The organism is Chitinophaga sp. G7 BAM 1005, from assembly GCF_057126945.1.
This window is the reverse complement of the sequence record NZ_CP181478.1, coordinates 4596170-4609991: the sequence shown is the minus strand read 5'-3', so window position 1 is coordinate 4609991 and position 13822 is coordinate 4596170. Positions and strand designations below refer to the sequence as shown.

The 13822-nt window shown below is 42.7% G+C and carries 12 protein-coding genes; 9 read left to right on the top strand and 3 right to left on the bottom strand.

Annotation, left to right across the window (positions count from 1 at the left end; all coding sequences use genetic code 11):
* The 3 genes from ACMXI2_RS18355 to ACMXI2_RS18345 form a co-directional block, all read right to left on the bottom strand.
* The gene (locus ACMXI2_RS18355) at positions 1 to 333 is read right to left on the bottom strand and encodes a PadR family transcriptional regulator (RefSeq protein ID WP_483777538.1); all 333 of its coding nucleotides are present in this window, start codon (positions 331 to 333) and stop codon (positions 1 to 3) included.
* A gap of 152 nt (positions 334 to 485) precedes the next feature.
* A complete protein-coding gene (gene bla / locus ACMXI2_RS18350; protein ID WP_483777537.1) occupies positions 486 to 1244 on the bottom strand; it encodes a subclass B1 metallo-beta-lactamase in 759 nt (252 codons plus the stop codon).
* A 140-nt stretch (positions 1245 to 1384) separates the two neighbouring features.
* Complete coding sequence (locus ACMXI2_RS18345; RefSeq protein ID WP_483777536.1) at positions 1385 to 1837, bottom strand: DUF1569 domain-containing protein; 453 nt, start codon at positions 1835 to 1837, stop codon at positions 1385 to 1387.
* A 130-nt stretch (positions 1838 to 1967) separates the two neighbouring features.
* Here ACMXI2_RS18345 and ACMXI2_RS18340 point away from each other — a divergent pair, with 130 nt between their 5' ends.
* The 9 genes from ACMXI2_RS18340 to ACMXI2_RS18300 all read left to right on the top strand — a co-directional run bounded on the left by ACMXI2_RS18340 (position 1968) and on the right by ACMXI2_RS18300 (position 13801).
* Positions 1968 to 2951: a GlxA family transcriptional regulator gene (locus tag ACMXI2_RS18340; RefSeq protein WP_483777535.1), complete on the top strand. Its 984-nt coding sequence runs from the start codon at positions 1968 to 1970 to the stop codon at positions 2949 to 2951.
* A 310-nt stretch (positions 2952 to 3261) separates the two neighbouring features.
* The gene (locus ACMXI2_RS18335; RefSeq protein ID WP_483777534.1) at positions 3262 to 3759 is read left to right on the top strand and encodes a DinB family protein; all 498 of its coding nucleotides are present in this window, start codon (positions 3262 to 3264) and stop codon (positions 3757 to 3759) included.
* Positions 3760 to 3927: 168 nt separating this feature from the next.
* Positions 3928 to 4482, top strand: a complete 555-nt coding sequence (locus ACMXI2_RS18330) for an RNA polymerase sigma factor (protein WP_483777533.1) — start codon at positions 3928 to 3930, stop codon at positions 4480 to 4482.
* 89 nt (positions 4483 to 4571) lie between these two features.
* Positions 4572 to 5564 (top strand): FecR family protein, encoded by a 993-nt coding sequence (locus tag ACMXI2_RS18325; RefSeq protein ID WP_483777532.1) that lies wholly within the window; start codon positions 4572 to 4574, stop codon positions 5562 to 5564.
* A gap of 28 nt (positions 5565 to 5592) precedes the next feature.
* Positions 5593 to 8883, top strand: coding sequence for a TonB-dependent receptor (locus ACMXI2_RS18320; RefSeq protein ID WP_483777531.1), 3291 nt, complete (start codon positions 5593 to 5595; stop codon positions 8881 to 8883).
* 191 nt (positions 8884 to 9074) lie between these two features.
* Positions 9075 to 10505 (top strand): hypothetical protein, encoded by a 1431-nt coding sequence (locus ACMXI2_RS18315; RefSeq protein ID WP_483777530.1) that lies wholly within the window; start codon positions 9075 to 9077, stop codon positions 10503 to 10505.
* Between the two features lie 92 nt (positions 10506 to 10597).
* Positions 10598 to 11998 carry a hypothetical protein gene (locus ACMXI2_RS18310; protein ID WP_483777529.1) on the top strand — a complete coding sequence of 467 codons (1401 nt, stop codon included), beginning with the start codon at positions 10598 to 10600 and terminating at the stop codon, positions 11996 to 11998.
* 148 nt (positions 11999 to 12146) lie between these two features.
* Positions 12147 to 12806: a hypothetical protein gene (locus ACMXI2_RS18305; RefSeq protein ID WP_483777528.1), complete on the top strand. Its 660-nt coding sequence runs from the start codon at positions 12147 to 12149 to the stop codon at positions 12804 to 12806.
* On the top strand, positions 12803 to 13801 hold the full coding sequence (locus ACMXI2_RS18300; protein WP_483777527.1) for a S41 family peptidase: 999 nt from the start codon (positions 12803 to 12805) through the stop codon (positions 13799 to 13801). Before ACMXI2_RS18305 ends, ACMXI2_RS18300 begins: the two co-directional genes overlap by 4 nt.
* Positions 13802 to 13822 lie beyond the last annotated feature (21 nt).

The window sequence follows — 13822 nt, the reverse complement described above, 5'->3', positions numbered from 1 at the left end:
CTACATTTTTTTCCAGACAAGCGACGGTATCCTGGCCCACAGCTGATCGCGCATCGATTTGGCATTAATCAATGCTGCCTTTCCCTGCATAGTGAGCTGATAGAACCTTTTGCGTTTGCCGCCACGGGCCTTCGTTGCTTCACCCAGCTCACTTTTCACCAGTCCCTTCTCTTCGAGACGGTTGAGCACCGCATGCACTACGCCAAGTTTCACGGAACGGCCGGTATGATCCGAAAGCTCGTCACATATCGCCACGCTATATGCTTCGTTTATCAACGCTGCAACGGTGAGTAGCACCAGCTCTTCGAATTCTCCGAGGTTTGTACCTTTCATCTTCGATATTAATTACGTAAATGTATGTAAAAACATTTGTATTATACATACAAAAGGTGAATAATTAATTGGGCGCCTTCTTTATCTAAATGAGCCTGCCGGTTTTGTGGGTCAGTAATTTGCATGACCCGCATTCTGTCTGTACTATGTTATTATTTAGTCTTAAACAGGTTAATGGTATAATCAAGTAATTTTTTGGTTCCGTATTCTCCGTGACCGGGAACAACAATTTTTACATTGGGATATTCCTTTTTAACTTTTTCAACGGTATTTGACCAGGCTGCAACATTGGCATCTCCTAAATATCCTTTATTAGCATTGAGTTCTTTTATTAAGCACCCGCCAAACATTATATTTTCGCCAGGGAAATAGCCTACAACATTATCTTTTGTATGACCTTCCCCGAAAAATTTTGCGATGATATTTTTACTACCCACCTTAAGAACCAGAGAATCTTTGAAACTGTTTTCGGGGACAGTAAAATTATTTTCTTTTGCAAGTTCTATTGTTTTGAAATACGCATAGGAAGGAATGTTATTGTTATCAAATGCTTTTAGCCCACCTAAACAATCATCGTGGAAATGAGTAGGAATAATCGCATTTATTTTGCAATGAAGGGTCTCTTTTATCCACTTGATCAGCTCTTCTGAACTTTTATCGTTGGTTGGAGTATCGAAAACAACAGCTTCATTACTATTGCTCACAATCAGACCGTTACAAGGAACGTTTCCAAAATCCTGCGTTTGTAAAAATGAAGTGTGTTCGAATGAGTTTTTTGAAATTTGGGTTACAATCAAATCATCAGATTTGTAAACTACTTTGGGTTTGAACAGGCTGTTTTTTTGAGCGTAACAGTTCAGGATTGTTACGGAGAATACAATTATTAATAGTGTTTTTATGGCGACTTTCATTTGTTTTTACAGTTTTTTATAGATTTTCTGCTGCTGATTGTATAAAAATAGGTTTTTTAGAGTAACTGCAAAGCATGTTTGAGCCATAAAGCAGGACGAACACCGCCATCGTCTCCTTTCGCCGGTGAACCATTATACCCCTACACATTGAACTGGCGCAAATGATGGTCAAAATGTTTATAAGCAAGAATTCCAATTTCGTCCACTTTCATTTTGCCAAAGAAGTCGTGAATAAAGTCCGGATTTGAGAAGTGCCCATATTCAGCAACCTGTTCTATCCAGATTTTTTTTTGAAGTTCTACATCTCCATTCTTTTCCTTTGTAAGAAAAACAGATCCGGCAGGCATATTTCTTTTCATGGGTCTTTCATTTCCTACCAGGCCCTTCAGCGCCATTTTGCCAAAAAACCATCCTAATAACCCCTGTGTATAGGCGGATTGATTTTTTCCTAACACCCAATTGTTCCATATTGTACAATGCTTCGTCATTTGGTAAACATCCATTTTACCCCATTGGGCGGTATTATTTTTAGTAAGTAAATTAATCCTGCTGATCAATTCAGCCCTGGTTGCGTTGTCGAATATTGTTTTCATAACTTTTTTTTTGGTTTTGATGTAAAAGTAGGACGGAGCCGGAAGTTGGTCACTGTGCTAACGTGACAATGAAAGGTGTATTTTGTGCCATTTTTTTATATAGATTTGACTATGTAATGCACCCGTAGTTATGAAACATATATCCATTATAATATATGAAGATGTGTTGCCAACGGCGGTAGCCAACACCACAGCCCTGTTGACCAGCGCGAATGAAGCCGCCGTAAAGAAAGGCGGGCCTGTTCCTTTCCAGATAGAACTGATCGGAACCCGTTTGAAGAATGCAGCGTTAAATATGCCCCTACAGTTTTATTGCAGTAAAACCATATCAGACGAATTTGATACAGATATCGTTATCATCCCGCCAATGGGTACGGATCTGACAGACATAAATTCTCTGCTCTCCAAAAACAAAAAACTGCTTGGCTGGATAAAGGAAAAATATAATAGTAAAGCGGAAATCATCAGTCTTTGTACAGGAGCTTATTTCCTGGCAGAATGTGGCTTGCTGGATGGCATGCCGGCTACCTCCCATTGGGGAGCCATAGAAGATTTGCAGCAAAGGTATCCGTTAATAGATTTTAAAGCCGACCATGTTGTTACCCATTCAAAAGCAATTATTACCGGCGGCGGTGGATTTTCATCATTAAATGCCTTGTTATATTTTATAGAGAAGAACTGCGGCAAAGAGATTTCGGTGGAATTAAGTAAATTCTATGCCCTGGATTATGGACGAACCTCGCAAAGTATCTTCACTGTTTTTTCAGGGCGTCGCCAGCACAATGATGATGAAATTCATCAGGCGCAAAGTTATATCGAGAAGAAGTTTGAATCTGATATTTCAGTGGAGCAAATCGCCAGGCAGGTAAATATGAGTAAACGGAATTTTATCCGCCGGTTTAAAAGCGCTACGTCATTGAGCCCGATAGAATTTATCCAGAGAATAAAAGTAGAAGCAGCGAAAAAGGCGTTTGAAGCCGGTGAAACGAATATTGCGGCTATTACGTATAGCGTAGGGTATAACGACTTAAAAACCTTCAGAACAGTATTTAAGAGAATTACCGGCTCCACGCCGGTGGAGTACAGGAATCAATATAGAACCCAAACGGTGTAGGGCCGCGATTGGCATCTTCACAATTATTTTGAATACTTTCAGCAACTAATAAGCCTAAACGCTGAAAAAATGAACCTGAAATCTATTCTAACAATTCTGTTGTCCTTAACTCTTACCACTGCTTTTTCTCAGACAGAAAGCGCTGAGAGCAGGTATACATCAGCAAAATTTGAAAAATATTACAATGATGGCCAGTTTGATAGTAATTGGAAGTAAATGGCGTTTCAAAAACAGATTATTCGCCCATTAAGGGGAATAAGATAAGAGAAGTCAGATAATTTTTTACTGGCAATCTTTAAAGAGAACTTTTATGGATTCATCTTTGAAAACAGTATTATGGCAACAGTTCGGGGCTGCAATAGACATGCTTGAAAATGCCTTAGCGTTTTGTCCGGATGAGCTATGGGATACCGACGCTCATTTTTGGTATACGGGGTATCACACTTTATTTTTCCTGGATTATTATTTGTCTGATGAAACCCCAATGGAAAAGGACTTTTTACCACCGGCGCCGTTTACGTTATCTGAATTTGGCACCGGCATGCCGGAACGCGTATATGATAAAGCAACATTGCTGACGTATCTCCGGTTTGGGCGTGAGAAGTTACGGGATCTGCTGACCAGGCTAACTGCTGAAGATCTTCTAACGAAGCGTTTTGTTAGCGAGTATAAAGATTACAGTATACTTGAAATACTAATTTATAATATGCGCCATGTGCAGCATCATACTGCGCAATTGAATTTATTGTTGCGGCAGGGCATGAAAGATGCGCCGGATTGGGTATCCAGAACAAAGATGGATTTATAGTTTTAGAACAGGGAGATGAAAAGGCCCGTTTTATTAGTATTCATGGAATCATAAAAGCTCGTGCTGTGTCCGGAATACGAGTATTGTTAACATTATTTTAATATTACTTTCATTTCAACATAACCCCTCCGCATTATGTTTGCATACATCCTCTAAATATAGAAAAATGTGAGAACGTTTTCTGAAAAGACCCTAATCTCGCTACTCAAAAACCAAAATATCCTTGCATTTAATGAGTTATATTCTCGTTATTGTAAAGAACTTTATGATGCCGCTTATAAAAGATTACTTTCCAAAGATGATGTGCAGGACATTATCCAGGATATTTTTATCTCTATTTGGAACAATGCAGGGAACATCGACGAAAATTTATCACTCAGACCATACTTGTTTAAATCACTAAAGTATAAGGTGATAGATGCCATTTATAAGAACAAAAGCAATTCACATATATCGTTAACCGATATCAGCGAGATGGATTTCATAAAGGAAAGCGGCCAGTATGATCCCCTCCACGCCAAAGAACTTGAAGCGTTCCTGAATAATGAGATCGATAATTTACCGGTGAAAATGAAAGAGGTTTTCCTGCTGAGCAGGAAACACTATCTCCCCAATGATGAGATTGCCAAACAGCTCTCCATATCTTCCCAAACTGTTAAAAACCAAATCTCTATGGCCCTGAAGAGATTGAGGGAATCACTCGAAAACGCTAATATTCTCTAGTCCCCTAACATTAAGGAATTGTTATCTCCCTCATGCCTTATGGTACTTCTTCCCGTTTGGAGAGAAGTATATAGCATAAAGGAAAACTTGTGGATCTAAACGAAAAAAAAATCAGGGAGCTGCTAGGTCAGTATTTGGATGGTACACTATCGCCAGCCGAAAGCGAGCAGGTAGAGGCATGGTATTCATCCTATGATGGCAACCATCATACTCCACCGGCATTTTCTACTAAAAAGGAAGAGGAAGATGCGCATCGTGCTATTTTAAAAGGTATTCATCATCAATTAAAATCGCAGCCGCAAAAAATACCGGTAAGAAAGATTGGCAACAAGATAAAAATAGCGGCTGCAGTAAGTTTTGTTTTGATTTCCGCGGGACTTACTTTTTTTGTTACCAGGTCTGCTAATAAACAACAATTATCTGCTGTTATAGATACAGCTGCAATGAATATAATTGAGGTGGCTGAAGGCAAAATGAAATTGGTGGAGCTGTCGGACGGTACCAAAATATGGTTGAATGCCGCCACTAAGTTTAGTTATCCAAAGCAGTTTTCGGATAAAACAAGAGAGGTGACGCTGTTGGAAGGCGAGGCTTTTTTTGATGTGGCACATGAAACAAACCGGCCGTTTATTGTACACAGCAAGGGTTTGAGCACCCAGGTACTGGGAACCTCCTTTAATATCGACGCTTATAATTTCTCTAAATGCGTGAAAATATCTGTGGCTACCGGTAAGGTGGGCGTAAACCGTGGAAAAGAAGTGATTGGATTTTTAACCCCCAATGAAGAGATCCAGTATAAGCTGCTGTTGAATAAATCCATAAAAACCACCAGGGATGGAAGCGCGGTAAGCTCTTGGCGGTCGGGCGCTATTATGCTCGATTATGTCGACTTTGAAAGCCTCAAGGCTATTCTTTTTAATAACTATAACTATGTGTTGAAAACAGGTAAACGGGATTTAAGCCATCTTCATTTTTCGGCAACCATCAAAAAAACAGACCGCATTGAAGATGTGATGAAACTCCTGAGCTCCATTAATCAAACTAAGTTTTCGATTACTGACAAGACAATTGTAATGTATTAATAAACCCGGTGTAATCCTGTTAAAACGAATGAGAATAACTGTAGCATCTTTAGAGCGATTTTTACGCATTTCGGTACTGTGCCTCCTTTACATCCTTAATGCCGGCTTCCTGGTTGGCGCAGCAGATGTGAGGGCGCAGAAACTTTCCGACACCAAACTGACGGTTCATTTTGAGAACCAAAAACTAGCGACCGGCATTGAGAAACTGAAAGCATTAACAGGTTTATATTTTGCTTATAATAAAGACCTTTTCAAAGAAACCCGTATTCCCAAAATGTCATTCAGGGATACGCCGCTTGATATCATATTGAACAGGATGCTGGAGAAAACAGATTTCTCTTACCAGGTTGTTAATCATAATATTCTTATCAACTTAGATAACAATAAACGCAATCAACGGGCGGATCCGGGACGTGTAACAGGTAAGGTAAGAGATGGAAAAACCGGTGAAGCTATCCCTGGTGTAACCATTATAGCTTCCGGCGGTTCCTCTTACGGCACAGATATCCAGGGGAACTATGTGCTCAAACTACCCCCCGGACAATATAAGCTGGAGTTCAGGTACATGGGTTACCAGACAAAAGTGATCACAGATGTTGTGGTGAAGGAAAATGAAACCACTTCGTTAGATATTCTTTTACAACAGGCGTCGCAACGGTTGAAAGATGTGGTGATCACCAGTTCGTATCGCCGCGAATCGCAATCCGCCTTGTATGCCCTTCAGAAAAGAAGCACGGCTATTACAGATGGGATCTCGGCAGAGCTGATCCGCCGGACGCCCGACAGGAACGCAGGAGACGCTATTAAACGTGTGACAGGGGTAAGTGTACTCGACGGGAAATACGCAGTGGTAAGAGGATTGGCAGATCGTTATAATTATACACTGTTAAACGGAGGCCTGCTTCCCAGTACCGAACCAGACAGGCGTACTTTCAGCCTGGACCTGATTCCTGCACTCGCTGTTGAAAGCATTGTGGTAACAAAAACAGCTACGGCAGATCTGCCGGGAGAGTTTGCCGGCGGCGTGGTACAGGTGAATACGAAAGACTTTCCGGACAAGGATTTTATTACGCTCTCGCTCGGAACCGGGTTTTATGACGGGCAAACAGGGAAAGCTTTTTTTAAAGACCGTAACGGGAAAAATGATTGGATAGGCTTTGATGATGGAAAACGTGCAGTACCGGACGAATTTAAACTAAAAGCCAGTGAATTGAACCAGCTTTATCCGGAGGAAAGATTCAGGATCAGCAATGCGCTGAGCAAAGGATGGGAGCCGGTAAGCAGCGGAAAAGCAGAACCCATACAGCAGGTGCAGATTGGCTATGGCAAGACCATTCACTTCAAAAACGACACTAAGTTGGGCATTGTGGCACTGGCAAATTATCGTAAGGATCAAACCATTGACCAGGTGGAACGGTATGATATTGCACGGTATAAGAAATATCAGGGCACTGCAGGCCCTGGGGATACTGTACAATTTCTGCGCTCCTATTTTAACGAACAAGCCTATCGTTATCTTGTAAATACAGGAGCTTTGCTGAATATCACCTACCAGTTCGGAAAAAATAAAATAGGTGTTAAGAGCATGTTCAACCAGGACTTTGAAACGGTAACAACTATCAAAATTGGTGAAAAAACATTGGGCGAGGGACTTGGCGATATTGTAGACAGCAGGTTGGTGGATATGCACCCCACCCAGAAAACCTTACTGGGCGCGCAACTCCAGGGGGAGCACCGGCTGGGGGTAGAAGCGCCTGTTACATTTACCTGGAATGTTTCCTATAATAAGATCAGGAAGTATGAGCCCAACCAGGTACGTTCAGGTTACGTGAATTTATACAGGTCGGATACCGTAAGATATAAGGATCATAATTATTTTGAACCCGAATTCGGTTCTGTTGAAAATTCAAGTAGACTATATTCCGATTTAAAGGAAGACGCTTACAATATTAATTTTGCTATTTCTACGCCATTTAAGGTGGCAGGACAACCGCAGATTATTAAAGCAGGCGCTTTTACGCAATTCCGGAAGAGGGAATATATCACTTATAATCTTGGATATTTTGATGCAGCACGTGGGTTAACCACCGGTAATGACACACAAGGGTTTCCAAGTGATTCCGCCGTCAATTTCGGACAGCCAATTGATAAAATACTCAGCCCTGAAAACTTCAGGCCCGGCGGGTTGGTGGTAGTAAACTATGAGTTGCCTGCAAACCAGTACACCGGCGGGGCTAACCTGGCATCCGCTTTTGTAAACGTAGAGAGCCAGCTGCTTGATAATCTTAAACTGATCTATGGGGCAAGGGTGGAATTTTATGCCATGAGCCTGAGTACCAGCAAGGAGCTAAACCGTAAGTTACCCGGAAGCGGTGGAACAGGAGATGACCAGACGCCGATAGATTATATCCGTTATAATACAGATGTATTGCCCTCGGCGACGATCATTTACAGCCCGGTTATATCCATGAACGTGCGGGCCGCCTATTCAAAAACGTTGACCCGGCCCGAATTCAGGGAAATAAGCCCCTACAACTACTTTGATTTTGTAAGTGGATATATGACTATTGGCAACCCGGAGCTTAACAGGGGAACCATCCAGAACCTCGACTTTAGGGTGGAGTGGTTTCCTTCTGCTGCCGAGATTATATCAGCGTCCATTTTCAAAAAGAATTTACATGATCCGGTGGAACTAACCACACAGGCAACCACCTCCACCACCAAGTTTGTACGCACTTATAGAAATGTGGATGAGGCATTGGTGTGGGGACTTGAGTTTGAGTTGCGTAAAAGCCTGTATTTCGGAACAGGCCCTGAATGGCTCCGCAACATTATCATTTTTGGTAACTATTCCCGGATACATTCCAAAATAATGGGTGAAACCGCGGCTTCAGGATTAGAGGTTACACAGAAATTGCGGGAGAGGCCATTGATGGGACAATCGCCCTATCTGATCAATGCAGGACTTCTTGTTAACGCATTTAAAAATACTTTCAGCTTTTCAGCAGCAATTAATCGTACCGGCCGGCGCATTGTTGTTGTTGGAACCACGGCTGAAGACAGGTCTGAAATCGGGGCCTATCCTGATATATATGAAAACCCTCGTAACCAGCTGGATTTACAACTTTCGCAGAAGCTATTGAAACAACGATTGGAACTTAGGTTGAACGCAGCAAATCTGCTCAACGACAGGTACATACAATACCAGGATTTCGATTTAAACGGCAAATATTCAGGAAACACTTTTGACGGAACAACTTTTTCACGGAAATCATTTAGTAATTACACATTCACAATTTCTTACAATTTTAAAAAGTAGGACGAAGAAAGAGAACGGTTTTTTGATGTGTGCGCGCACAACCTGGTAAAACTGTAATTGATTTTTGTACTGCTGACAACGGCAATTACTAAGTATAGTTGCCGGTGGGCATGCCTTGTCTTAACCCTTTATAAAGGCGCTGATGTCCATTTTATGAAACCCATCTTTATCATTAAAAAATTTTAACAAAAATGAAAACGATCAGTAAACTGTTAACTATCGCAGCCCTGACAGCATCTTTTGCAGCGTGTAAGAAAGACGGAAACGTTGAACGCGACATCGTACCCGGCCCTAACCCCGCTGTTGACACCCTTAAAGGAAATGTTGTTGGTACTGTTAATTTGCTCGCAACTAAAACTTACATTTTAAAAGGTCTGGTAACTGTAAAAAGCGGAGCGATACTGAATATCCCTGCTGGAACTACCATCAGAGGTTTTGATGTTGCAGGACAAAAAGGCGTACTGTTAGTGGCTAAAGGCGGTAAATTGAACTCAAACGGTACCTTGAACAACCCGGTTATTTTTACATCCATTAAAACAACTGGGCAAGCACATGGCGATTGGGGTGGTATCATTATTCTTGGCCAGGCGCCAACCAACAAGCCGGTTACTACTTTCATCGAAGGTATTCCTAATACTTCAGACTCTCAGTACGGTGGTACACTTCCTGCTGATAACAGCGGTAGCATCACTTATACCCGTATTGAGTATGCAGGTGGTGTTTTTCAGGGTGCACTCGGAAGCAATAATGAAGTAAACGGTATCACATTTGGCGGCGTTGGTTCCGGTACAGTGGTAAACCATGTACAGGTGAGCTTTAGCGGAGATGATTCATTTGAGTTTTTTGGTGGTAGAGTAAACCCCACTCACCTGATCTCTTATCGCGCTATTGATGACGATTTCGACTTTGATTTCGGTTATCAGGGTAAATTACAATTCCTGGTTTCTTTACGCGATCCCCAGGTTAATGACCAGTCTAAGTCTAATGGTATCGAATGTGATAATGACAATACCGGTGTTGCTACTAACGTACCGCGCACCCGTCCGATCATTTCCAACTTAACAGTATTGGGTAATAACGGTGTTGCGGATTCTAATCCTAATCTTCCTGCAACTGGTGCTCCCGGATCATTCCAGGCAGGAGCGCATTTCCGCAGAAATACGGCGCTGGCAGTTCGTAACTCTATTTTCCTGGGCTTCCCTGCTGCCGGTTTGTTAATTGATGGAAATGTTACTGCTGATTCTCTGACCAACGGTACATCAGAATTCAGAAAGAACTTCGTTCATTCAAATACTGCCGGAAAAGCATTTGCTGTTGCTGCAGGAACCACTTCTTATACAGATGCAACTTTGAAAGCTTTCCTGACAAACGCTACCAATGCGAATGTTGAGCTGGCTGCTGCAAGTGGCGCCGGCCTGGTTAATCCGTTTAACCTGAGCAGCGTTAACTCAACTCAGTTCTTTATTACTTCTGGTGCTGCTCCTGCTACAGGTGCCGATTTCACCGGTGGTAAATTCTCAACCGGATTTAGCGCTGTTGCTTACCGTGGTGCATTCCCCGTTGCAGGTGGTGCAAACTGGGCAACTGTAAGATCAGGTACTACCGGATGGACAAGATTCTAATCGATTTTCATAACATTTAATGATGGTGAGATTGGCATATATTGCCGGTCTCACCTTCGTAATATACTATCGTCAAAATAATATAAAGCCAGATGAACAGAAACTATTGCCTGCCGATGCTCAATGCCTTTCTATCCATTTGTTTGTTGTCATGTAAAAAGGATGATAAAAAATTAGAGAATACCAAACCGGTAGTAGCCTTACCGGAAAGAATAAGCGCGAACCGCACACTTAAAAGCGATACCGTTTATACCTTTGGCATATCCGTGAACGTAACGGATAATGCCGTGTTGACTATTGAGCCGGGCACGGTTATTAAGAGCAAGAGTACAGCAGATGGTACCGGGAGGTCCGGTTACATTGCGATAGAAAGAGGCGCCAAAATTATGGCCGAAGGCACTGCAGAGAAGCCTATTGTATTTACTTCCGGTACACCCGCCGGGTTCCAGCAGCATGGCGACTGGGGAGGACTATATATTTTTGGCAAAGCCCCGGTTAGCGCCTATGATGAAAATACCGGCGGCGCAGCTACAGAGATGACCCTGACCGGATTGGGAGCGCTTTTGCCTGCCGGTGGCGGAACTGACCCCAGGGATAATTCCGGTGTGCTCAAATACGTGCGTATCGAATTTGCGGGAGTTGGATCAGCCGAATCCTACGGACTGGCCTGTATCGGCGTTGGGGCCGGTACCATTATTGAAAATGTACAGGCAAGCTATACGCAAACTTCGGGGTTTGGCTTCTTTGGCGGAACGGTTAATGCAAAGAACCTGGTGGCTTTTAATAACAGGGTGGCGGGATTTGTTTACTCAAATGGCTATACCGGTATGCAGCAGTTTATCGTTAGTTACAAACACCCTTACTTTGCTGCTCCGGGCGCTTTTATAAGTACCTGTGATGCGTTATTGGTACTGAACGATATTAAAGGATACCCGGTAGCGCCGGATACACGCCCGGTATTGTCGAATGTTACCACTGTGGGGCCCTATAGCAACCCTGGCTATAATAGCGCTTTACCCTGGAACGCGGCCTTAAATGTAAGTTATGGCGGCGCTTTTGTACTGAGAAATTCTATTTTGATGGGCATGCCAAAGGGCGGAATTAAATTCAGCGATGATATAGCTGCACAACGTTTAATTGATGGCACAACAGAATTTTCTACCAACCTGGTACACAGTAATATTTCAGCAGATGCTTTTACCGTAGATCCCGGAGCCGTATATTCAATAGATGCAGCTGGTGTTACTGATTACGCAGTAAATCATCACAACAAGATGTATGTTAAGCCGGAAGAAATAAACCTTACCAACCCTTTCAATTTTTCGCTTCCCGGGCTATTGCCGGCGGCCGGCGCGCCAGCCTTGTCCGGCGCGGATTTCAGCGGGGAACCCTTCCAGGGATTTTTTAAGAAAGTGACGTATGTAGGGGCTTTCGGAACAGAAAACTGGATGCAGAACTGGACAAATTTTTATCCTGTAAGTATTAAATACTAAGCCAATTAAAAGATATTTAAACATATTGAACCGTAAAAGCAGTTTTTGCTTTTTCCTTTTTATGGTAGTATGCTGCCATCGCAGCGGGGCACAGCAAATGGTTTCAACGGGCGTGTTTTTATCAAGGCATACGGTAAAGGACGCGGGAATGTCTGCCCTTGTTTACCAGGGAACCGCCCCCGGTATAGCAGCCCGTTTTTTGAGTACGGGCCCTGTCATATTACATGAAGTAGGCGCCCGTGGGGCGTTTGGAAGGTTACATGGAAAGAATGGCGCCGGCGGCATGCGATCAAAGTTTTTTGGATTGGATTACAGTTTGCTGTTTGCAGTAAAGAAAACAGACAAGATACGGTGTGAACTGGGCGCTGCGCTGGATAGTTATCTTAACCTCCGGGAACATTTGCAGTATGTGAACAACCGCGATTATTATGAATTTATCAGCTCTATTGGCCCCGCTTTTAAATTTAAATATGCATTTACGTGGCACGGCAAACAAACGGAGAAGAACTGGGAAGTAAACACCGGCGTTTTTTATCCTGTTGTATCTGCGCTTTCTACATCCTATTTGGCCTACGGAGGGCAGGCCGGTTTACATTCGCCCTCCCTCCAAACGGTTACTAAAAACATTAACCTGGCAGGCCGGAATGAGCTTAGCAGGTTTCAATGGAATACAGGCGCAAAGATAAAGGTCCGCGAAAACAGCGGCTTGTCTTTGCACTATCAATGGGAATATTACCGGATCAAAGAAGCAAACCAGGTACAATCGGCTATCCATAGTTTAACCGTCAACTACTTTTTTTTACTATGAGAAACGTTGTTGTTCGTATATTAATGATGACGATGATTTTCATCATTTCCTGTGAGAAATCGGTTATAAAAGAAGAGAAACAGCACCCTGTTGCTGTCTTTGAAAGCCTTTGGAGTACTTTGGATACAAAGTATGCGCTGTTCAGTTATAAGAAGATAGATTGGAGAGAAGTATACCGGAAATACCGGCCAATGGTATCTGACAAGACCAGTACCCCGGAACTGTTCGATATCTGCACCGCTATGCTCGATCAGTTGACGGATGGCCATGTGGCCCTTATTAACGGTGAGCAGAAGTATACTTATAATGGCTACTATAATTCATATCCTCATAATTTTAGTTTCGACCTGTTGAAAGAAAAATACCTCCCGGTTGTCAGCTACCAGGGCATATTGGCCTATACTTTTATGAATCAGTATGGATATTTACACATTCCTTCCTTTGGCGAAGGATTAACATTGCCGGATATCGACAGGGTGTTTGAGAAATTAGCGAATGTTCAGGGGTTGATCATTGATGTAAGAGATAACAGCGGTGGCGGCTCTCTAAAAGTTGACAGGATCGTTGAAAAGCTTATCCCGGAGAAGATATTGCTGAAGTATGATATCTATAAGCGCGGGCCCGGGCATGATGACTTCTATCCGCCGGAGGCGAAATATCTCTCTCCCCGGAATAATATGCTGGCGGGCAAACGGGTCCTGGTATTAACAAACAGAAGATGTTTCAGTTCCTGTAATGATTTCGTGCTGTATATGTCGGAATTGCCAAACGTAGTGGTAATAGGAGACCAAACAGGTGGTGGAGGCGGTACCCCATTTGATTATGAGCTGCCCAATGGCTGGGTGTTGAAGTATTCTGCTTCTATGGCTGTTTCTGTTGCCGGAGCAAACATAGAAGACGGGGTTACCCCGGATTATTTGATATCCAATAGCCTGGATGATGAGAGTAACGGGAGAGACGCTATTTTTAAATTTGCGTTGGAACACCTGCAATAGTCTATCTTAAATTCCTATATT